The organism is Pseudomonas sp. IT-P44, assembly GCF_949768225.1.
Taxonomy (GTDB): domain Bacteria; phylum Pseudomonadota; class Gammaproteobacteria; order Pseudomonadales; family Pseudomonadaceae; genus Aquipseudomonas; species Aquipseudomonas migulae.
The window spans coordinates 1-19458 of sequence record NZ_CATKQM010000045.1 but is presented as its reverse complement, the minus strand read 5'-3'; the positions used below and the strand labels follow the sequence as shown (position 1 = coordinate 19458).

Genomic DNA, 19458 nt, shown 5'->3' with positions numbered 1-19458 from the left:
ATGGTGCGGATTTTGTGGCGGGCACAATGACGCCTTCGCGGGCAAGCCTCGCTCCTACGGGTTCGGTGTAATCCCTGTAGGAGCGAGCGGTGCGGCGATCCGACTTGCCCGCGAAGAAAGCGACTCGGTTTTGGAGAGGACGGGCGTTAAAAATCCCGCTTGTAAAAGATATCCAGCGAACTGGCCACGCCACCCGCCGCTTCGAGGTACACCTTCTTGCTCAGCTTGTAGCGCAGGGCAATGGTGTTGGCCGGCTCAAACACGCCAACGCCATATCGCAGGCTGAGCTTCTCGGAGATATTGCCGCTGGCGACCACACTCGTCGTATTGCCGCTGCCCTCGGTATCGAGCTGGAAATCCTGAATCCCCAGATCGCTGGCCAGTTTGCCGGTCACCCCGGAACTGCCCATCAGGCCCAACCCCAGCGCGGCCTGCGCCAGCATGTTGTTGTCTTCACCGGTGGTGCTCAGCGGACGCCCGAGCACCAGGTAGGACAAGGCCTGTTCCTGGCTCATCGCCGGTTCGGAGAAGATCTGCGTGGCCGGCTGCTCGGCGCTGCCGCTCAGGCGAATACCGGCGATGACGTCGTCAGTCTGGCGAATCGCCTCGATGTCCAGGTACGGCTGATCGATCGGGCCGGCAAACAGCAAACGCGCCCGGCGCACCGTCAGCCGCTGGCCGTAGGCCCGGTAACGCCCGTCGTTGAGCCACAGCTCGCCGCGGGTGTCCATGTTGTCGCCGATGTGCACGTGCCCTTGCAGGTTGGCGGTCAGGCCAAACCCGGCGAAGCTGAGTTTGTCTTCGCCGACCGCCACGTCGATGTCCATTTTCATCGCCAGCGGCGGTTTGCCCTCTTCGGTCTGCGCGCCAATGATCACCGTGTCATCAGAGACCTTGACCGTCGATGGCGGCAACTCGCGCACGGTGATTTCGCCTTTCGGCACCAGCACTTTGCCAGCGATGGCCAGCTCGTCGCCCGTCATCGAAATCTTCAAGTCCGGCGCCACTTCGAGCTTGGCGTACGGTTCGACAGTGACCGGCAACTGCGTGCCTTTGAGCGCCAGGTCCACCACCAGCGCCTGACCCCAGGCGATGCTGCCGGTCAAGCTGCCCTGCCCGCTCTTGCCGCTTTTCCAGCCACCGTTCAACTGCACGGTTTCGCCGGCGATCAGCGCTTGAAGCTGCAACGCTTCAAGGTCCATCGGCAATTCGGGGCCGGAAATCTCGCCGTCGCTGAGCAGCAGGTTGCCGTTGACCAATGGCGCCAGCAGACCACCGGAAATCGTGCCGCTGCCATTCAGGCGTCCGGTGAGCTTCTCGACCATCGGCACAAACGGTCGCGCCACGGACAGGTCGAGGCCATTGAGACGGAACGCGCCAGTCAGCGGTTTGTTCTTCGGTAATGGATTGATCTGCGCCTGCACACTCAATTCGCCGAGCTTGCCGCCGACGAAGTTGAGGTCGGTGTCGATGCGCTTGGGCGTGAGTTTGCTGGTGAGTTTCAGGGCCTGGTAGGGGAAGTCCAGCCACTGATCCTTTTCCTTGATGCGCAGGGTGCCGCCGCTGGCATCGAGGCTGATCTGGCCGTTCGGGCCGCTGGCCGGCAGGTCCAGTTGCAGATCGGCGTTGAGCCGGCCCTTCCAGGCGAAATCCTTCGGCAGCCATTGCGCAAGGCTTTCAATCGGGAATTGCTTGAGGTGATAACGCAACTTCGGTTCCGGCATCAGGCGCTGGTCTTCACCGCACAAACTGGCCGGGCCGGACATCCAGCAATGGGCGCCGAAGTTGATTTTGCCGTCCGCCAGTCGTTCGAGTTTCGCCGGGTTTTGCAGCTTCCAGTCCTGGCCACCGGCCTGAATATCACCGCTGGCCAAACGTCCGCGCCAGTTGCCTTTGTCCAGATTGCCGTCAAGGCCCAGGGCCAGTTTCAATTGCGGGCCTTGCAGGTCGAGTGTCAGTTTCTGGTTTTTGATATCACCCTGACCGCTGGCCGTCAGCGTGCCCAGCGACGTGTCGCCGGCCTGGATGCCGCTGCCCTTGAAATCGATTTTCGCCCGTTGCGCACTGTCGAGGGTCGCGTCGAGGTTCAGGCTTTGCAGGCGATTATCTTCGAAGGCCAGTTGCGTGCCTTGCAGCCCGAGCTTGCCTTGCGGTGCCTTGAGCGTGCCGGCGACATCGACGCGGCCATTGAGCTGGCCGCGCAGTTGCGGCCACAGCTGCGCCAGGCGCGACAGCTTGATGTCGATCTGGCCGGCGAGTTTCTGTTGCAGGCTGCCCTTGCCGGTGATGCTGTTGTCACCGAGGCGGATTTGCAGCGCGCTGAGGTTCCATTGCTCGCCGCTGCCATCGGCCTTGGCTTGCAGGATGGCCGGCTGGCCACGCAGTTTGCCCTTCAGATCAAGGTCCGCGTTCAGGCTGAGTTTTTCATTCTTCATCTCGCCTTTACTGCGCAACGGTCCGGCCAGGGTGCCCGGCAATTCCGCGACCCAGTACGCCGGGTTGATCGCCGAGAGGTCCAGCGCGGTGTCCCAGGCAATGCCATCGGCAAATTGCAGGTTCAGATGGCCTTCGGCCTTGCCCTGCCCGGCTTCGAGCTGGATTTGTTGCAGGTAGATTTTCGTCAGGTCGCCGGCGAACGGGCTGCTCAGGCTGAACGCCCCGGCCGGGCCATCCAGTGCAGCCTTGAAGTTGCCGAGGTATTTGCCGTCGGTGTAAGAGACTTCGCCGTTGAAGCTGCGCAACGCCACTTCAGGTTCGTCGATCAGCGGATAGAGCCGGTGCCAGGGGAAATCCAGCCAGTCGATTTTCGCCGTGGCGTTCAGGCCTTTACTCCAGTCCAGAACACCCGTGAGTTTGAGACTTTGCTTGTCGTTGGCGGTCAGGTCCAGCGCGGCGATCTGCGCGCCGTTGGCGTCGACTTTGCCTTGCAGCATCAGTGCAACCGGGCCTTGCTCAGCGGGCAGCGTGGCGTTGCCGCGCAATTGGTAGCCGTTTTTCAGGTCGCCGTCGCCGGTCAGTTCAAGCTGATTGAGTTGCAGAGTGTCCGGCAGGTCCGCACTGGGCTTGAAGCCGTCGGCGGTGATCCGCACCTTGGCCGGCAGGTTGTCCACCAGCGGCTGCAACTCGCCGGTCAGTTGGCCGTTCAGGTAACCGCTGCTGTCGGCGGTGAGCTTCAGGGTTTTCAGCAGGTCGCCGTTGATTTTCAGCGTCAGCGCCCAGGGCTCGGGCGCCGGCAGGGTCAGTTTGCCTTCAGCCTTGAGCGGCCAGTTGCCGCTGGGTTGCAGGAGACCGGACAGGTTCAGGCTGAGGTCGTCGCGTTGCAGTTGCACGGAGTCGATCTGCATCCCCTGCTCGGTCCAGTGCGCCGCCAGTTGCAGGCCTTTGAGTTCTTCGCTGCCGTTGAACAGCAAGCTGCCGACCTGCACGTCGCCCAGCTCGATGGCCAGTGGCAACTTCAGATCCGGCAAGGTGATCGGTCCGCTGCTCTGCTCTTCAGGACCCGGCGGAAATTGCAGGCTGACCTGATCGGTTTTCAGTTGCTCGATGCACAGGGTCATGCGCGTCAGGCACAACGGCGACCAGGCGAAAATCACTTTGCTCAGTTCAACCCGGCTGGTGTCCTGCTGCCAGACCAGATGATCGGCGCTCCATTGACCGCCCAGACGGCCCTGGAAATTCTCGACCGTCAAACCCGGCACAAAGCCGAGCGCCCAGCGGCTGCCCGTCGCGGTGCCCAGCACCGTGGTCACGGCCAGCAGCACCAGCATCAGCAGCGCCAGAATCGTCAGCAGCGTTACTTTCAAACCACGCTTCACAGCTCAGGCCCCATGGAAAAGTGCAGTCGTATGCCGCCGTCGTCGTCCATCGCGTGGGCCAGGTCGAGGCGAATCGGCCCCACCGGTGACACCCAGCGCACGCCGATACCGACGCCGGTCTTGAGGTCGGGCAGTTCGAGTTTGTTGAAGGAATTGCCCTGGTCGACGAACGTTGCGACCCGCCATTTTTCGGCGATGGAATATTGATACTCGACGCTGCCGGCAATCATGTAGCGGCCACCGATGCGGTCGCCGTCGGAGTTTTCCGGGGACAGGCTCTGGTAGTCGTAACCGCGCACGCTCTGATCGCCACCGGCGAAGAAGCGCAGCGACGGCGGCACCGATTTGTAGCCATTGGTGGCACTGCCACCCACCTGCACCCGGCCGAGGAAACGGTGTTTTTCAAAGACTGTGGTCAGGCCTTTGACCAGCGCGGTGCCGTAAAGCAGGTTGTTGTCGGAACCCAAGCCTTCCTTGGCCACTTTGGTTTCGAACTGCAGCCGATAGCCGTTGTGCGGGTCGATGCGGTTGTCGCTTTTCAGGTAGGAATAGCTGACGCCGGGCATCAGCAGATTGCTCAGCCCCGAGTCATCGCCGAGTCGATATTCTTCGCGCTGCCATTTCAGCGACACCACCCGCTGCCAGCCGCTGGGCAACTTGCTGTGCCATTCGGGGCCGAGGGTCAGCAGTTTGCTCAGGCTGTCCTTGTCGGCGATTTCTTCGCTCTGATAACCACCGGCGAAACGCAGTTTGTCGGTCAGCGGCGGGTCCAGCGGAATGTCGTAGAACAGCCCGACGTTTTGCCGTGGTGCCGAGACTTCGGTTTCCCAGCCATAGCTGTGGCCTTGAGGGTTGACCCAGTGCCGGGTCCAGTTGGCCTTGACCCGAGGGCCAACGTCTGTGGAATAGCCCAGGCCGAGGCCCATGGTCCGCGGCTTGCGGGTGTCGAGCTTGACGTCCACCGGGATCACATCGTTCTTGGACGCCGTCGGCGCAGCGTCGACGCGCACGCCTTCGAAGTACCCGCTTGCCTGCAGATTCTGATTCAGTTCGGCGATCAGTTCGGAGTCATAGGGCTCACCCGCCTTGAACGGCACCATGCGTTGCAGCAACTCTTCGTCGAACGGCGTATCGCCTTCGAAACTGACTTTACCCAAGGTGTAACGCGGGCCGCTTTCGTAGATCAGTTCGATGTCGGCAACGCCGGCTCGCGGGTCGACCGCGAGTTTCTGCCGGGTGAAATAACCGCTGAAGAAACCGTAACGCGAGGCCTGGTTCTGGATCAGCCGCTTGGCGTCTTCGTAGCGGCCATGATTGAGCACCGCGCCGGTTTTCAGCGCATTGCTTTTGGGCACACGAAAGGTTTTGAGGGAGGCCGCAGGGCCGTCGATGCGAATAGTGACATTGCGCAAATGCACAGGCTCGCCGGGATCGATGTTCATGACCAGGCGCGGTGTCTTGCCGCCCTTCACGTCCGTGTCGATCTGTGGCTGGTAATAACCCAAGGCCTGGGCGGCCTTGCGCGCCTGTTCTTCGGCGCCACGACTGAAGCGCAACAAGGCCTCCTCGTCACGATCGCCGAGGCTGCCGATATAGCCCTCTATATTGGCCTTCAGTTCATCGTTGGACGGTTTGATCCGCACATCCAATTCACTTTGCGCCAACGCCGCGCAGCTGGTGATCAGCATCAGCACGCCGCTGGTAATTCTTCCTGGAAACTTCATAGGCGCGGATGCTATCACGAGCGTGGGAGCGTGATAGAGCCTCGCGCCCCGCGAAAGTTCTACCGTTTTATGCCGTGGCGGTTTGCAGCACCTGTGGGTTGGCGTGGAAAAACACGTGCTCGCGGATCGGTCCTACCGCCACTTCACCGATTTCCTCGTAGCCCTGACGTTTATAGAACTCCAGATAACGCGGATTCCCGGTATCGAGGACTACACCCTGGGAATGCTCATCGACCGCGCACCAGTTATGGACCGCCTGCAGCAGTTGTTCGCCGAAGTGCTTGCCCTGAAATTGCGGGTGAACCCCCAGCAAGGGCAGCAGGTGCACCGAATCGGACGGCACGCAGGCCATCACCGCGTCGTGGTATTCGAGGTAGCGGCGGGTGCAGCGAAACCCGGTGCTGAGCACCATCCGCAGGCGCCACGCCCAGCTTTCGGTGATGCCCAGGCGTCGTTGCGGCGGCGCGATCAGCGCGATACCGATCAAGCGGTCGTTGACCAGCAGACCGATGGCCGGCAAATCCTGAAGAAAGTGTTGCTTGACCAGTTCCCGCACGGTGGCGCGTACACGCTGTTCATAACCGGGACGTTCGGCTTCGAAGAGGTAACCGAAGGTCGGTTCGTGGCGGTAGGCCTGGTACAACAGGGAGCGGGCTTCGCGGGAATAACCGCTGTCGAGCATGTGGATATCGGCGATGACGGTCGAGGTTTCGGGCATAACGGTCATTCTCCCCGGCGCGGCTCGGGTGGCTGCGCTCTTATTGGTACGAGCGTTTGGGTGGCTTCACAGTTCCCCAGACAGGTATAGACCAAGTCAGGATCTTCATCGACTGAACTGGCCTCTTCGCGGGCAAGCCTCGCTCCTACAGGTTTGAGTTGCACCCAATTGATTCACCTGTAGGAGCGAGGCTTGCCCGCGAAGAGGCCGGGACTGCCGGTAGAGAACTGACAGAACACAGCGAATCCCCTCACCCCACACTGGCCCCAATCCCACAGGTCAGCTAGCATCGCCCTTTTGCCAGGACTGCCGACCATGAAGATCGTCTCCTTCAACATCAACGGGCTGCGCGCTCGTCCTCATCAGCTGGCGGCGCTGATCGAAAAGCATCAGCCGGACGTGATCGGCCTGCAGGAAACCAAGGTCCACGACGATCAGTTCCCGCTGGCCGAGATCCAGGCGCTGGGCTATCACGTGTATTTCCACGGGCAGAAAGGTCACTACGGCGTCGCCCTGCTCTCGCGCAAGGAACCGCTGGAACTGCACAAAGGTTTCGTCACCGATGAAGAAGACGCCCAGCGCCGCTTCATCTGGGGCACCTTCGCTGATGCCAATGGCGTGCCGGTGACCATCATGAACGGCTATTTCCCACAGGGTGAAAGCCGCGACCATCCAACCAAATTCCCGGCCAAGGAACGTTTCTACAACGATCTGCAGCACCTGCTGGAAAGCCAGTTCAACAACGAACAGCCGCTGGTGGTGATGGGCGATGTGAACATTTCCCCGGAAGACTGCGACATCGGCATCGGCCCGGACAACATGAAGCGCTGGCTGAAAACCGGTAAATGCAGCTTCCTGCCGGAAGAACGCGAGTGGATGGCACGCTTGAAGAACTGGGGCCTGGTGGACAGCTTCCGCCACCTGAACCCGGACGTGGCCGACCGATTCAGCTGGTTCGACTACCGCAGCCGTGGCTTTGAGGATGAACCGAAGCGCGGGCTGCGGATTGACGTGATCATGGCGTCCCACGGCTTGTTGCCGCGAGTGAAGGATGCCGGCGTGGATTACGAACTGCGCGGGATGGAAAAACCGTCGGACCACGCGCCGATTTGGCTTGAGTTGAGCTGATCCCCCGGCTCAACGCAGCTCAACTGTAGGAGCAAGCTTGCTCGCGATGAGGGTCTGACATTCAACATCTATGTTGCCTGACACTCCGCCATCGCCGGCAAGCCGGTTTCGCTCCCACATTAGTAACTGTCATCTTTCAGAAACCTTACTGACTTAATCTCCCGGCACTTTCTTTGTTCTTTAAAGGTGCCGGCATGACGCTGCGCGTTTTCTTCCTGTTAATGCTGTGCGCCGGGCTGCCCATCACCGCGTCGGCCGCTGACTTGCCGACGCCCAAACAGGGACCGGTGCTGCGCATCCAGGGTTCCAACACCATTGGCGCGGCATTGGGCCCGGCGCTGGTCGAGGGCTTGATGCGCGAGCAAGGCTTGCTCAAGGTCCACAGCGAAACCCCGGACAAAGCCAACGAATTGCGCGTGGTCGGCGAAACCGCTCAGGGCCGCCGGGTCACGGTGGACATCGCGGCCCACGGTTCCAGCACCGGTTTCACCGCCCTGAAAAACGCCACGGCGGACCTTGCCGCCTCTTCGCGCCCGATCAAGGACAGCGAACTGCTGGCCCTGCAATCCCTCGGTGATCTGAAGAGCCCCGGCGCCGAGCAGGTGATCGCCATCGACGGCCTGGCAATCATCCTTCATCCGCAAAACCCGCTGAATCAACTCAACACCGAACAACTGGCGCAAATTTTCAGTGGCGAAGTGAAAACCTGGGAAGAACTCGGCGGCAGCGGCGGAGCCATTCACCTGTATGCGCGGGATGACCAATCGGGCACGTACGACACGTTTAAGGAAGTGGTGCTCAGTCGTCGTGGGAAAACGCTGAACAGCGCAGCGAAACGTTTCGAATCCAGCGAGCAGTTGTCCGACGCGGTCAGCCTCGATCCGCAGGGCATCGGTTTTATCGGCCTGCCCTACGTGCGTCAGGCCAAAGCCGTGGCGATCGTCGATGGCCAATCCCAGGCCATGCCGCCGCTTAACAGCCTGATCGCCACGGAAGACTATCCATTGTCGCGGCGGTTGTTCTTTTACCTGCCGCCCAACGCCAAAAACCCCTGGGCCGAAGCGTTGGTGGCGTTTGCGCAAAGCAGCAACGGCCAGGCCATCGTCGCGGCCAACGGGTTTATTGCCCAGACCGTCCAGGCGATGGCCGTTACGCCCAACGCATTGATGCCCGAGGGTTATCAGGCGCTCAGTCGCCACGCCCAGCGCTTGACCGTGAATTTCCGTTTCGAGGAAGGCAGCGCAACGCTGGACAACAAGGCCCGACAGGATCTGACGCGGGTGCTTGATTACCTTCAACAGAACCAGAAAACCAACCGGCAGGTGACGTTGGTGGGGTTTGGCGATGCCAAGAGCGATCCAGCGCGGGCTGACCTGCTGTCGAAATTGCGGGCCATGGCGGTGCGGCGGGAGTTGGTGAAAAGCGGCGTGGTGTTTCGCGAGATTCGCGGTTTTGGCGCCGAGATGCCGGTGGCGGCCAATAGTGCGGATGAGGGGCGGATCAAGAATCGGCGGGTTGAGGTTTGGGTGTATTGATTGGGTTTTGTGTGTATATCCGTTGCTGCGGTAACGGCTTCTATTGGTTTCGCCCTTACGGCGAGTCACTTTGGAAAAGCCCCAAAGTAACCAAAGGGCTCTTGCCCCTTTCGTTCGGTGCCTCGCCTAGGCTCGGCATACCCTCGCTCCGGCCCTGCTCCGTGGGCCCGCCGCCATCGGCCATCCATGGCCGGGGGCGGCTAACCCGGCATCCATGCCGGGTTGCCCACTGCGCAGAACCTCCACTCGGCCTCTCGAGGGGGCGTGCACCTCAAGATCAAAAGCTGAAGGCGAGCTAACGCTCGGCCTGATGAGTGGTGAAGATCAAAGGCGTACGCGCGCCCTGTAGGAGCCGGCTTGCCGGCGAAAATCGTCTGGGCACCGCGTTCATTCAGACAGCCCGCGTTATCGTTGACGTCCATCGCCAGCAAGCTGGCTCCTACAAGGGAAATGCATATGCATTTGGATAAATACGATCAACTGTAGGAGCCGGCTTGCTGCGGGCGGCGTTCCGACGATGGCGGTGGGTCAGTCCCCCTCCTTTTCGACTGGACGGACGCCATCGCCAGCAAGCTGGCTCCTACGGGGAAATGCATATGTGTTCGGAATGTACACGATCAACTGTAGGAGCCGGCTTGCCGGCGATGGCGGTGGGCCAGCCAACAAATTCATCGCCTGAACAGACGCTATCGCCAGCAAGCCGGCTCCTACAGGGGAGCGGTGTACATGTCGGGAATGAGTGAACGCATCAAAGAAGGACAACGCGGACAACTGAAGAGCCAGGTCGGCTTTCAGGCCGCCTCGGCGGCTGTGGCGGTAGTCGCCCCCTCGAGAGGCCGAGCGCAGGTTCTGCGCAGTGGGCAACCCGGCATGGATGCCGGGTTAGCCGCGCACGGCCATGGATGGCCGATCGCGGCGGGCCCACGGAGCAGGACCGGAGCGAGGGCATGCCGAGCCTACGCGAGGCACCGAACGAAAGGGGCAAAAGCGCTTTGGTTACTTTGGGGCTTTTCCAAAGTGACTCGCCGTAAGGGCGAAACCAATAGAAGCCGTTACCGCAGCAACGGATATGTACTCCGACAAAAAAATGATCGACTATCAGGCCGCCATCGCCAGCAAGCCGGCTCCTACAGGGGTTCCGGGTCCTTCCGCTCAATCAGCCCAACAGTTTCTCCAATTGCACAACGGTATCCACCGCACCCAGCGTTTTCGCAGCATCCAACGCCGAAACCCCATTGGCATCCTTGGCCTTCGGATCCGCCCCTTTGCTGATCAGGTAATCAACGATTTCCACGCGATTGAACATCGCCGCCATCATCAACGCCGTACGACCGTCAAACGAAGCACCTTCCACCAGCGCACCGCCCTCGACCAACGCCTTGACCACCGCCAGATCCCCTTTGAACGCCGCGCCGGCAATCGGACTCTGGCCATTGTCGTTGCGGATTTCCGGATCAGCCTTGTGCTCAAGGAGCACTTTCACCGTGTCCACATGGCCGTGGTAAGCGGCCAGCATCAGCAACGTGTCACCCTTGTGGTTGCGCAGGTTCGGCGGCAGGCCTTTGGTCAGCAGCGCAGCCATCATCGCCGCATCACCCTCGCGCGCCTTGTTGAAAACCTGTTCGGCAAATTCGGCGGCTTCTTCGGGGGTCATCTGGCGGCTTTGATCGGACATTGGAAACTCCACTTACAGTTATTCGCAAAGCCGACAGTTTCCCGAGCGCCCCCGACACTGTCACTTGTTTTTTCTCAAGTCACGCCATAGCCACAATCAATAGCGGTACTTGCCACCGTGAATATCCGCCAGCAATTGTTCGTCGACCTGCACGTAAGTGTCAGTACCCGGCAGCCAGGCATAGATCGGGTCGTCGCCGGTTTTGCCAGGGTCGAAGGCTTCGTCCTTGAGCCGGGTCTTCTGGTATTTGAAGGTGCCGGTAGTCTCCATCTTCACCTTCACCCGCAGGAACAGCGGCACCGCATACGCCGGCATTTGCTCACGGGCGAAGGCCAGCAGCTCGCTGAAATCCAGGGTCGCCAGGGACTCCGCGGGCGTGATCGCCGCCATCCCGGCGCGCCCGTTGGTGTTGCGGACCTCCACGCCATAAGCCACGGCTTCGGAAATGTTCGGGTGTTGCAGCAGGATGTTTTCGACCTCGGTGGTCGAGACGTTTTCACCCTTCCAGCGATAAGTGTCCCCCAGGCGGTCGACGAACTGCGCGTGACCAAAACCGATGTTGCGCAGCAGGTCACCGGTGTTGAAGTAACGGTCACCCTTCTCGAACACGTCGTGCAGCACGACTTTTTCAGTCTTCTGCGGATCGGTGTAGCCATCCAGCGGCGCCTTGTCGTCAATCTTCGCCAGCAACAACCCCTGCTCACCCTTGGCCACCTTGCGCATGAAGCCGTTGGCGTCCCGCGTCGGCGCCCCGCTGTCATGGTCGTAGGCCGCAAGCTCCCAGGACATCAGGGAAAACCCGACGGTGTTGTCGAAGTTGAGGATGTTGGTGAAACCGATATTGCCGTCGCTGGCCGCGTACAACTCGCAGATGTGGTTCACGCCAAAGCGCGTCTTGAATTCGTGCCATGCGCCGGGGCGCAGGCCGTTGCCGATCATTTTCGTCACGCCGTGCTTGTTGTCCTCGGCGCTGGGCGGTTGATCCACGAGGTAGCGGCACAATTCGCCGACGTAACCGAGGGTGGTCGCGCGGTAATTGCGCACGTCGCTCCAGAACTGGCTGGCGCTGAACTTGCGGCGGATGGCAAACCCCGAGGCGCCGCTGATGGCCGAGCCCCAGCACACGCACAGTCCAGTGGCGTGATACAGCGGCAAGGTGCAATAGACGATGTCCTCGGGGCGCATGTCCAGTGCGATCAAGCCGAAACTGGCCGAGCTGCGCATCCAGCGGCCATGTTTGAACACCCCGGCCTTGGGCAGCCCGGTGGTGCCCGAGGTGTAGATGTAGAAACACGGGTCGTCGAAAAAAACCTGCTGGCTGCTGGCAGGGTTGTCGCTGGGGCTGTCGACAATCGCGGTCATCAGGTTGATGAAACCGTCGGGTGCAATGCCCGGTTGGCGGTAGGTGTCCTGGTCGGCGACGAACCAGGTGCGCGCCGCGTCGATCGAGACCCGTTCGCGCACTGCCGCAAACGCCGGTACCAGCTCCTCACCGACAATGATCGCTGCCGGCGCCACCAGGTTCAGGCTGTGGGCCAGGGTATCGCGGGTTTGAGACGTGTTGAGCAAGGCACTGATCGCCCCGACCTTGGCCACCGCCAATATGTTCACCAACAGTTCCGGGCGGTTTTCGATGAACACCGCGACCACGTCGCCCTTGCCGATGCCTTGGGCAATCAAGTGATGGGCGATGCGATTGGCCCATTGATTGACTTGCGAGTACGTGAGCACCACCGCGCCCTGGAGCAAGGCCGGGCCGTCGGGATTGCGCAATGTCGCTTGTTCGAAGCTCCAGCCCAGGCCACACGGTTGGGTCGGGTCCTTGACGTTGGCGGCCTTCATGCCTTTCACCACCCGGGGGATGGCTTTGGCAATGGACGGCAGCTTGCGGAGCATCATGCCCCAGGTAATCGTGTCGTTCGTCGTGCGGCTCATGGGTGCTCCCGTTCGATCTTTTTATTGTCGGGCGACGGTGATTGAGCCCGAAAATACGTCAACGGTTCTTGAGCTGTACACGCGGTTTTTGAAATGTTTTGTATCCGCGAAAAACGCGAACCCGGAGGATGTGAATGGTTCCATCGAACCGACATCCACCCGGCAAAATGCAGGATGCACGATGGCCATTCATGCAGATTGCACGAAAGCAAAAAATTGGCATAAAACTAAATTATTGATTTATAACGATTTTTAAAAAATCAGGTGCTGGCACAATCACTGCAACTACCTCTGCATGCTTGCCATTCAAGCGCTTACGGAGCTGATAGACATGAACCTGATCCAGGAAAAATTTTCGTCCCTGTTCTCCAACTTCGAAGTCACCACCCAGCCACGTCCCGACGGTGGCATTCTGCTGACCTTGCGCAGCAGTGAAGGCAGAGTCTTCAAGCGCTCGGTTTCCTACCAGCAATTGCATGCCGGTGATCAGCTGTCGTGGGTGATCAGTGCGATCCGCCGTGACCTGGCCGAACAGGCCAGCGAATTGCCGCAGATCTCCATGCTGCAAAGCCAACAGCGCTTTGCGCTGCCGACGTATCACTCGGCATAAACCGTTTCAACGCCGCAAACCAGCCCTTGTAGGAGCGAAGCTTGCTCGCGAAGGCGGCGTATCAGTCAACATTAATATCGCCTGATACGCCGCCTTCGCGAGCAAGCTTCGCTCCTACAGGTTAGCGTCGTGAATTAGTACGCGGAAGGGTTGATCCGGGCGAAGCTGTCCACAGTCACATGCCCTGCCAACTCCCCGCCTTCACGCGCCAGTCCGCAGGTTGCCATACCCGCCGTGCGCGCCGCGTCCAGCTCTTCGACGATGTCCGACAGGAACAGAATCTGCGCCGCTTCAAGGCCGATGGCCTGGGTGATGCGCTGGTACGACTGCGCTTCACGCTTGGGTCCCGATGTGGTGTCGAAATAGCCGCTGAACAACGGCGACAAATCCCCCGCCTCGGAGCAGCCGAAGATCAGTTTTTGCGCCTGAATCGAACCCGAGGAATAAACAAACAGTTTGAAACCTTGCTGATGCCAGCGCTTGAGCGCTTCAACGGCGTCCGGGTACACGTGACCTTTCAACTGCCCGGCCTGATAGCCCTGCTCCCAGACCATGCCTTGCAACGCCTTGAGTGGCGTGGCTTTGCGGTCTTCGGCGATCCAGCCCAGGAGAATCTCGATGACACGCTCGACATCGGCGTCCGGCTCATGGCTATCCCGGCGCACGGCGTCCAGTTGCTCCGCCACATCGGCGCGCGCGGCGTGCTGGCGAACGAAGTCCGGCAGGTGTTTGGCAGCGTAGGGAAACAGCACGTCGAACACAAAACTCACCGCGCTGGTGGTGCCTTCGATGTCGGTGAGAATCGCTTTGATCGGCATCGACTCAGTCCTCAAGACGCGGGAAGCGGCTGGCGATGTCTTCGCCTGTGAAATTGGCCACCCAGCCTTCCGGGTTGTTGAACAGCCGGATCGCAACGAAATGCGGATGCTCGCCCATGTCGAACCAGTGCGGCGTGCCGGCCGGCACCGAGATCAGGTCGTTTTTCTCGCAGAGCACGGCGTAGACATAATCGTCGATATGAAGGGTAAACAAGCCACGGCCAGCGACGAAAAATCGTACTTCGTCTTCGCCATGGCGGTGCTCGTCGAGGAACTTGGCGCGCAATTCAGCTTTTTGCGGATGATCGCTGTTCAGGCTGACCACATCGACGGTGATGTAACCGCGTTCGGTCATCAGCTTGTCGATTTGCTCCTGGTACGCGGCAATCACTTCTTCCTGACTGGCGCCGGGCTGGATTTTCGCCGCCGCTTGCCAGCGGTCGAAGCGCACACCTTGCTCGGCCAGGGTCGAGGCGATGTCTTCGAAATGGGTCAGCACCTTGTTCGGAATGTCAGGGCTTGAGACGTGGTAGACGGACAGGCTGCTCATCAGGGCAACTCCTTAACGGTTTAGGATCGAACGCGTCTTCAACTCGCACTCGAACAAAAATTCAAAGGCCTCGATCTGCCGCAACGCATCACTCATGCGGGCGCCCCAGGTGTAGAGGCCGTGACCGCGAATCAGATAGCCGACGCAATCGGGATGGGCTTCCAGCCAAGGCTGCACCTTGGCGGCCAAGCGCGCAATGTCCTGATCGTTATCGAAAATCGGTACACGCACCCGGGATTCGTGGGTCGAGATGCCGCTGAACGCCTTTTGCAGCTCGTAGTCTTCGAACTCGATGAAATCTTCCGGCGTCAGGCGCGACAGCACCGTGGCGTTCACCGAATGGGTGTGCAGCACCGCGCCGATCTCCGCACGCCAGCTATAGAGCTGGGTGTGCAGCAAGGTTTCGGCGGACGGTTTCTTGCCCGGTTCCAGACTGTTGCCCGACAGATCAGTGGCCAGCACATCGTCGATGCCCAACTGGCCTTTGTGCTTGCCGGACACGGTCAGCAAGGCTTCGCTCGGCGACAGCCGGGTCGAATAGTTGCTGCTGGTGGCCGGCGACCAGCCGCGGCCATACAAAAAACGCCCGGCGTCGATGATTTCCTGGGCGAGGTGTTCACGGGTCAGGCTCATGGCCGGTCCTCTTGCATACGTGTGGCAATGATAACGGCAGCCGCGAAGGCTGCCAGACTGGCAATACTAAAGGTGAACGAGGCCCCGAGGGCATTCCAGCTGTAGCCGGAGTACAACGCGCCCAGTGCGCCGCCGGTGCCGGCCAATGCCGCGTACAACGCCTGGCCCTGCCCTTGCTGGCGCGCACCGAAGCTACGTTGCACGAACTGGATGGCAGCGGCGTGAAAGCTGCCGAACGTCGCCGCGTGCAATACCTGGGCAAACAGCAGTACCGATAAAAATTCAGCGAGCGACCCGAGCAGCAACCAGCGCAGCGCCGCCAGCAGAAAACTCGCCAGCAGCACCCGGCGCACGGAGAAGCGCGCAAGGATCTTGCTCATGGCCAGAAACATCAACACTTCGGCCACCACGCCCACTGCCCAGAGCAGGCCGATCAAGCCACGGCTGTAACCCAATCGCTCAAGGTGCAACGTCAGAAAGGTGTAATACGGGCCGTGACTCATCTGCATCAGCGCCACGCACGCGTAAAACGCCAGCACACCGGGGCTGCGCAACTGCTTGAGAAACCCGTCAGCCGCCAGTCTTTCACTCTGGACCGGTTGCGCGTTCGGCACCCACAGGCTGCTGACGACGATCCCGGCCATGATCAACACCAACGCCACCGGGTAGATGTCGAGGCTGAGCCATTCGAACAAGCGGCCGAGCGCGACCACGGTGATGATGAAACCGATGGAACCCCACAAGCGGATCTGGCTGTAACGGGACGTCTGCCCTTTCAGATGCGCCAGGGTGATGACTTCGAACTGCGGCAACACCGCGTGCCAGAAGAACGCATGCAACGCCATGACCATCGCCAGCCAGGCGTAGGTTTTGCTGACGAAAATCAGCGAGAACGTCAGCAGCGTGCAGACCGCGCCAAAGCGCACGATGGCCAGGCGCTGGCCGGTGTAGTCCCCGAGCCAGCCCCAGATGTTTGGCGCGACGCAACGCATCAGCATCGGGATCGCCACCAGTTCGCCGATGCGCGCGGCAGAAAAACCCAGGTGATCGAAGTACAGCGCCAGGAACGGCGCTGTCGAACCGAGCAAGGCGAAATAGAACAGATAGAAACTGGAGAGCCGCCAGTACGGAAGCGCCGCCACGGTCATCAGACCGCAGCGACTGAGAGGTCAGCCATTAAAGCTGACCCAGCACCGGCGTGCTCACGCGCACATCGGCATTTTGCCCACGGTGACGCAACAGGTGATCCATCAGCACGATGGCCATCATCGCTTCGGCAATCGGCGTGGCGCGGATGCCGACGCATGGGTCGTGACGGCCCTTGGTGATGACCTCCACCGGGTTGCCATGGATGTCGATGGAACGGCCCGGCGTGGTGATGCTGGACGTCGGCTTCAACGCCAAATGCGCAACGATTGGCTGGCCGGAGGAAATGCCGCCGAGGATGCCGCCAGCGTTGTTGCTGAGGAATCCTTCCGGGGTCATTTCATCGCGATGCTCGGTGCCGCGCTGGGAAACACTGGCGAAACCGGCGCCGATTTCCACGCCTTTGACCGCGTTGATGCTCATCAGCGCGTGGGCCAGTTCGGCGTCGAGACGGTCGAAGATCGGTTCGCCGAGGCCTGGCATCACGCCTTCGGCAACGACGGTGATCTTCGCGCCAACCGAATCCTGGTCGCGGCGCAACTGGTCCATATAGGCTTCCAGTTCTGGCACCTTGTCCGGATCAGGGCTGAAAAACGCGTTTTCCTCCACCGAATCCCAGGTCTTGAACGGGATTTCGATCGGGCCGAGCTGGCTCATGTAACCGCGAATGACGATGCCCTGGGTGGCCAGGTATTTCTTGGCAATCGCGCCCGCCGCCACACGCATGGCGGTTTCCCGCGCCGAGCTGCGGCCGCCACCGCGGTAATCGCGTTCGCCGTACTTGTGGTGATAGGTGTAGTCGGCGTGGGCCGGGCGGAACAGGTCCTTGATCGCCGAGTAGTCCTTGGACTTCTGGTCGGTGTTGCGGATCAACAGGCCGATAGAGCAGCCCGTGGTGCGGCCTTCGAAAATGCCGGAGAGGATTTCGACTTCGTCGGCTTCCTGGCGTTGGGTGGTGTGGCGGCTGGTGCCGGGTTTGCGGCGATCGAGGTCGCGCTGCAAATCTTCCAGGGAAATTTCCAGCCCCGGCGGGCAGCCGTCGACAATGGCGACCAACGCCGGACCATGGCTTTCGCCCGCGGTGGTGACAGTGAACAGCTTGCCGTAGGTATTGCCGGACATGCAGGACGCTCCGTGAAATGAACCTGAATACGTAATGCGCGCCAGTATACGCAGGCTACCCAACTAGTTCATCCTCGAACCTTATGGGTGCCTGCGAGTCCAACCGGCATCTTGTTCATGATGGCGTGATGATGCTGCGAGTTTTAGCCTTGAGCCTTACCTTGTTTACCGGCTTTGTACAGGCCACCGTCCTGCAACGGCCGATCACATTGGATACCGGCACCGGGGAGCTTTTCGGCTCGTTGTTGCTGCCAAAATCCGACAAACCCGTACCGGTTGTCCTGATCATTTCCGGCTCCGGTCCTACAGACCGTGACGGCAATAACCCCGACGGCGGACGCAACGACAGCCTCAAGCGCCTCGCCTGGGTGCTGGCCAAACACAACATCGCCAGCGTGCGTTACGACAAACGCGGCGTGGCGGCGAGCCTCGCGGCGACCCCGGACGAACGCAATCTGACGGTGGAAGCCTATGTGGCCGACGCCGAGGCCTGGGGCCACAAGCTCAAAAACGATCCGCGCTTTGGCCAGTTGATTCTGCTGGGCCACAGCGAAGGCGCGTTGATCGCCAGCCTCGCGGCGCCGAGCATCGATGCCGCCGGGGTGATTTCCCTGTCCGGCAGCGCACGGCCGATCGATCAGGTGCTGCGTCAGCAACTGAGCAATCGCTTGCCTCCTCCGCTGATGCTGCGCAGCAATGAACTGCTCGACAGCCTCAAGGCCGGCCGCACCGATGACAACGTACCGCCGCAACTTCAGGTGATATTCCGCCCGAGCGTGCAGCCGTACCTGATCTCACTGTTCCGCCAGGACCCCGCCGCCGCATTCGCCAAATTGAAAATGCCGGCGCTGATCATTCAGGGCAGCAACGACATCCAGGTCGGTGTCGGCGACGCCAGGTTGTTGCAGGCCGCCAAACCGGACGCCGAACTGGCGTTGATCGAGGGCATGAACCACGTCATGCGCATCGTGCCCAACGACGTCAAACGACAATTGGCCTCCTACAAAGATCCGCAATTACCGCTGGCAGCCGAACTGGGCACACGGATCCTCGGGTTTATTGACGGACTTCGCTCCAGTTGAGCGCTTTTTTAAGCGCTTTTTCCCTCCAGTCCTGAAAAAAACGGCCGATAAGCCTTTGTCGCCAGCGTTATGACTGGCGACAAGCTGAGCTTGGACAGGATCTCGCCGTTATGACTGATACCCCGACTTCACCCGACACCACCGCTGAAAAAGACGCACCGCCAGCGGTCGAGCTGCCGTGGGCGGACGTCCACGTCGAGCACCACAAGATGCTCCGCCTGGCACCGTTGCAGACCGACCGCAACACCGGCGGGCGGCCACTGCGCTTTGTCGAATTCGGTTATGCCGAACGCAACGACAAGAAACACAGTCTGTTGCGCATGACCATTTCCCTGCCCGGCCAGCGCGTGCGCAAGGAACAGAACCACCTAGACGTGTGGGTCGACCACACCACAAAACGCGTGCATTTCGGACCGGAAAGCGGTTTGCAGATCGAACCGATGAACCGTGGCATCGGCCGCTACATGGCAGCCCAGGGCATTACCTGGGCGAAAAAGCGCTGGCCCGGCTACACCGTCGACGGCACCGACCTGAACAACAAGGACGCGTTGAACGAAGACACGCGCCTGCGCCGTGACCGCTTTTTGAAAGCGCATGGTTTTGAGGTGGTGTATGCCGACGCCCAGCATTTGAAGGGCAGCGTCAAAGAGGTGCAGGTCGGCGACCTGTTGGCCGACTGGAACACCGAGAAGTTGCAGCAGGTGGAAATTCTCGAAGCGGCGCAGATGCTGCAGCAGGCCGAGCAGAACCTGGCCGAGCAGGAAGTGAAGCTGAAGAAACACGAAGAAAAGGTCAGCAAATACAAACGCGAAGACGCGGGGCTGCGTTTCACCATTACGTGTCTGGTGGCGTTTGCGGTGTTTCAGGCGGGGTTGTTGATCTGGATTGCGACGCACCGTTGAAGGCTTGAGACCGCGGCGCGGCCTTCGCGGGCAAGCCTCGCTCCTACAGGTGTTTGGTGAACCCT

General features: G+C 60.6%; 15 protein-coding genes. 5 read left to right on the top strand and 10 right to left on the bottom strand.

Annotated elements, in window-relative coordinates; genetic code table 11:
• Window positions 1–146: 146 nt before the first annotated feature.
• The 3 genes from ACM6IO_RS21475 to ACM6IO_RS21465 form a co-directional block, all read right to left on the bottom strand.
• A complete protein-coding gene (locus tag ACM6IO_RS21475; protein ID WP_414912194.1) occupies window positions 147–3815 on the bottom strand; it encodes a translocation/assembly module TamB domain-containing protein in 3669 nt (1222 codons plus the stop codon).
• Window positions 3812–5539 carry an autotransporter assembly complex protein TamA gene (locus ACM6IO_RS21470; protein ID WP_414912193.1) on the bottom strand — a complete coding sequence of 576 codons (1728 nt, stop codon included), beginning with the start codon at window positions 5537–5539 and terminating at the stop codon, window positions 3812–3814. Before ACM6IO_RS21470 ends, ACM6IO_RS21475 begins: the two co-directional genes overlap by 4 nt.
• Before the next feature lie 67 nt (window positions 5540–5606).
• Window positions 5607–6257 carry a GNAT family N-acetyltransferase gene (locus ACM6IO_RS21465; RefSeq protein WP_008032790.1) on the bottom strand — a complete coding sequence of 217 codons (651 nt, stop codon included), beginning with the start codon at window positions 6255–6257 and terminating at the stop codon, window positions 5607–5609.
• A 315-nt stretch (window positions 6258–6572) separates the two neighbouring features.
• On the opposite strand from ACM6IO_RS21465, the gene xthA reads away from it, so the two are divergent.
• Entirely contained in the window at window positions 6573–7385 is an 813-nt protein-coding gene (gene xthA / locus ACM6IO_RS21460; protein WP_008032791.1) for an exodeoxyribonuclease III, read from the top strand.
• A gap of 194 nt (window positions 7386–7579) precedes the next feature.
• Complete coding sequence (locus ACM6IO_RS21455) at window positions 7580–8920, top strand: substrate-binding domain-containing protein (protein ID WP_414912192.1); 1341 nt, start codon at window positions 7580–7582, stop codon at window positions 8918–8920.
• Window positions 8921–10076: 1156 nt separating this feature from the next.
• Here the strand turns inward: ACM6IO_RS21455 and ACM6IO_RS21450 are convergent.
• Together ACM6IO_RS21450 and ACM6IO_RS21445 are read right to left on the bottom strand one after the other, a co-directional pair.
• The gene (locus tag ACM6IO_RS21450) at window positions 10077–10595 is read right to left on the bottom strand and encodes an ankyrin repeat domain-containing protein (protein WP_223556689.1); all 519 of its coding nucleotides are present in this window, start codon (window positions 10593–10595) and stop codon (window positions 10077–10079) included.
• Between the two features lie 96 nt (window positions 10596–10691).
• Window positions 10692–12530 (bottom strand): long-chain-acyl-CoA synthetase, encoded by a 1839-nt coding sequence (locus ACM6IO_RS21445; protein ID WP_414912191.1) that lies wholly within the window; start codon window positions 12528–12530, stop codon window positions 10692–10694.
• Between the two features lie 331 nt (window positions 12531–12861).
• Between ACM6IO_RS21445 and ACM6IO_RS21440 the strand changes: the two genes are divergently transcribed.
• On the top strand, window positions 12862–13140 hold the full coding sequence (locus ACM6IO_RS21440) for a DUF3509 domain-containing protein (protein ID WP_008031503.1): 279 nt from the start codon (window positions 12862–12864) through the stop codon (window positions 13138–13140).
• Between the two features lie 134 nt (window positions 13141–13274).
• Here ACM6IO_RS21440 and mtnC read toward each other — a convergent pair whose 3' ends face one another.
• The 5 genes from mtnC to aroC are packed head-to-tail and all read right to left on the bottom strand — an operon-like array spanning window position 13275 to window position 17409.
• On the bottom strand, window positions 13275–13958 hold the full coding sequence (mtnC, locus tag ACM6IO_RS21435; protein ID WP_207286349.1) for an acireductone synthase: 684 nt from the start codon (window positions 13956–13958) through the stop codon (window positions 13275–13277).
• 4 nt (window positions 13959–13962) lie between these two features.
• Window positions 13963–14508: a 1,2-dihydroxy-3-keto-5-methylthiopentene dioxygenase gene (locus tag ACM6IO_RS21430; protein WP_008031498.1), complete on the bottom strand. Its 546-nt coding sequence runs from the start codon at window positions 14506–14508 to the stop codon at window positions 13963–13965.
• A 12-nt stretch (window positions 14509–14520) separates the two neighbouring features.
• The gene (locus tag ACM6IO_RS21425) at window positions 14521–15141 is read right to left on the bottom strand and encodes a methylthioribulose 1-phosphate dehydratase (protein ID WP_008031496.1); all 621 of its coding nucleotides are present in this window, start codon (window positions 15139–15141) and stop codon (window positions 14521–14523) included.
• Window positions 15138–16289 (bottom strand): MFS transporter, encoded by a 1152-nt coding sequence (locus ACM6IO_RS21420; protein ID WP_223449341.1) that lies wholly within the window; start codon window positions 16287–16289, stop codon window positions 15138–15140. The genes ACM6IO_RS21425 and ACM6IO_RS21420 overlap by 4 nt, the downstream gene beginning before the upstream one ends.
• A 28-nt stretch (window positions 16290–16317) precedes the next feature.
• Complete coding sequence (gene aroC / locus ACM6IO_RS21415) at window positions 16318–17409, bottom strand: chorismate synthase (RefSeq protein WP_414912190.1); 1092 nt, start codon at window positions 17407–17409, stop codon at window positions 16318–16320.
• A gap of 83 nt (window positions 17410–17492) precedes the next feature.
• Between aroC and ACM6IO_RS21410 the strand changes: the two genes are divergently transcribed.
• Together ACM6IO_RS21410 and ACM6IO_RS21405 are read left to right on the top strand one after the other, a co-directional pair.
• Window positions 17493–18491 carry an alpha/beta hydrolase gene (locus ACM6IO_RS21410; protein WP_414912189.1) on the top strand — a complete coding sequence of 333 codons (999 nt, stop codon included), beginning with the start codon at window positions 17493–17495 and terminating at the stop codon, window positions 18489–18491.
• 110 nt (window positions 18492–18601) lie between these two features.
• On the top strand, window positions 18602–19393 hold the full coding sequence (locus tag ACM6IO_RS21405) for a hypothetical protein (protein ID WP_008042791.1): 792 nt from the start codon (window positions 18602–18604) through the stop codon (window positions 19391–19393).
• Window positions 19394–19458 lie beyond the last annotated feature (65 nt).

Coding starts and splice junctions, on each gene's coding strand:
- ACM6IO_RS21470 (WP_414912193.1), bottom strand. CDS start 5,539: ATGAAGTTTCCAGGAAGAATTACCAGCGGCGTGCTGATGCTGATCACC.
- ACM6IO_RS21465 (WP_008032790.1), bottom strand. CDS start 6,257: ATGCCCGAAACCTCGACCGTCATCGCCGATATCCACATGCTCGACAGC.
- xthA (WP_008032791.1), top strand. CDS start 6,573: ATGAAGATCGTCTCCTTCAACATCAACGGGCTGCGCGCTCGTCCTCAT.
- ACM6IO_RS21455 (WP_414912192.1), top strand. CDS start 7,580: ATGACGCTGCGCGTTTTCTTCCTGTTAATGCTGTGCGCCGGGCTGCCC.
- ACM6IO_RS21450 (WP_223556689.1), bottom strand. CDS start 10,595: ATGTCCGATCAAAGCCGCCAGATGACCCCCGAAGAAGCCGCCGAATTT.
- ACM6IO_RS21445 (WP_414912191.1), bottom strand. CDS start 12,530: ATGAGCCGCACGACGAACGACACGATTACCTGGGGCATGATGCTCCGC.
- ACM6IO_RS21440 (WP_008031503.1), top strand. CDS start 12,862: ATGAACCTGATCCAGGAAAAATTTTCGTCCCTGTTCTCCAACTTCGAA.
- mtnC (WP_207286349.1), bottom strand. CDS start 13,958: ATGCCGATCAAAGCGATTCTCACCGACATCGAAGGCACCACCAGCGCG.
- ACM6IO_RS21430 (WP_008031498.1), bottom strand. CDS start 14,508: ATGAGCAGCCTGTCCGTCTACCACGTCTCAAGCCCTGACATTCCGAAC.
- ACM6IO_RS21425 (WP_008031496.1), bottom strand. CDS start 15,141: ATGAGCCTGACCCGTGAACACCTCGCCCAGGAAATCATCGACGCCGGG.
- ACM6IO_RS21420 (WP_223449341.1), bottom strand. CDS start 16,289: ATGACCGTGGCGGCGCTTCCGTACTGGCGGCTCTCCAGTTTCTATCTG.
- aroC (WP_414912190.1), bottom strand. CDS start 17,409: ATGTCCGGCAATACCTACGGCAAGCTGTTCACTGTCACCACCGCGGGC.
- ACM6IO_RS21410 (WP_414912189.1), top strand. CDS start 17,493: ATGGGTGCCTGCGAGTCCAACCGGCATCTTGTTCATGATGGCGTGATG.
- ACM6IO_RS21405 (WP_008042791.1), top strand. CDS start 18,602: ATGACTGATACCCCGACTTCACCCGACACCACCGCTGAAAAAGACGCA.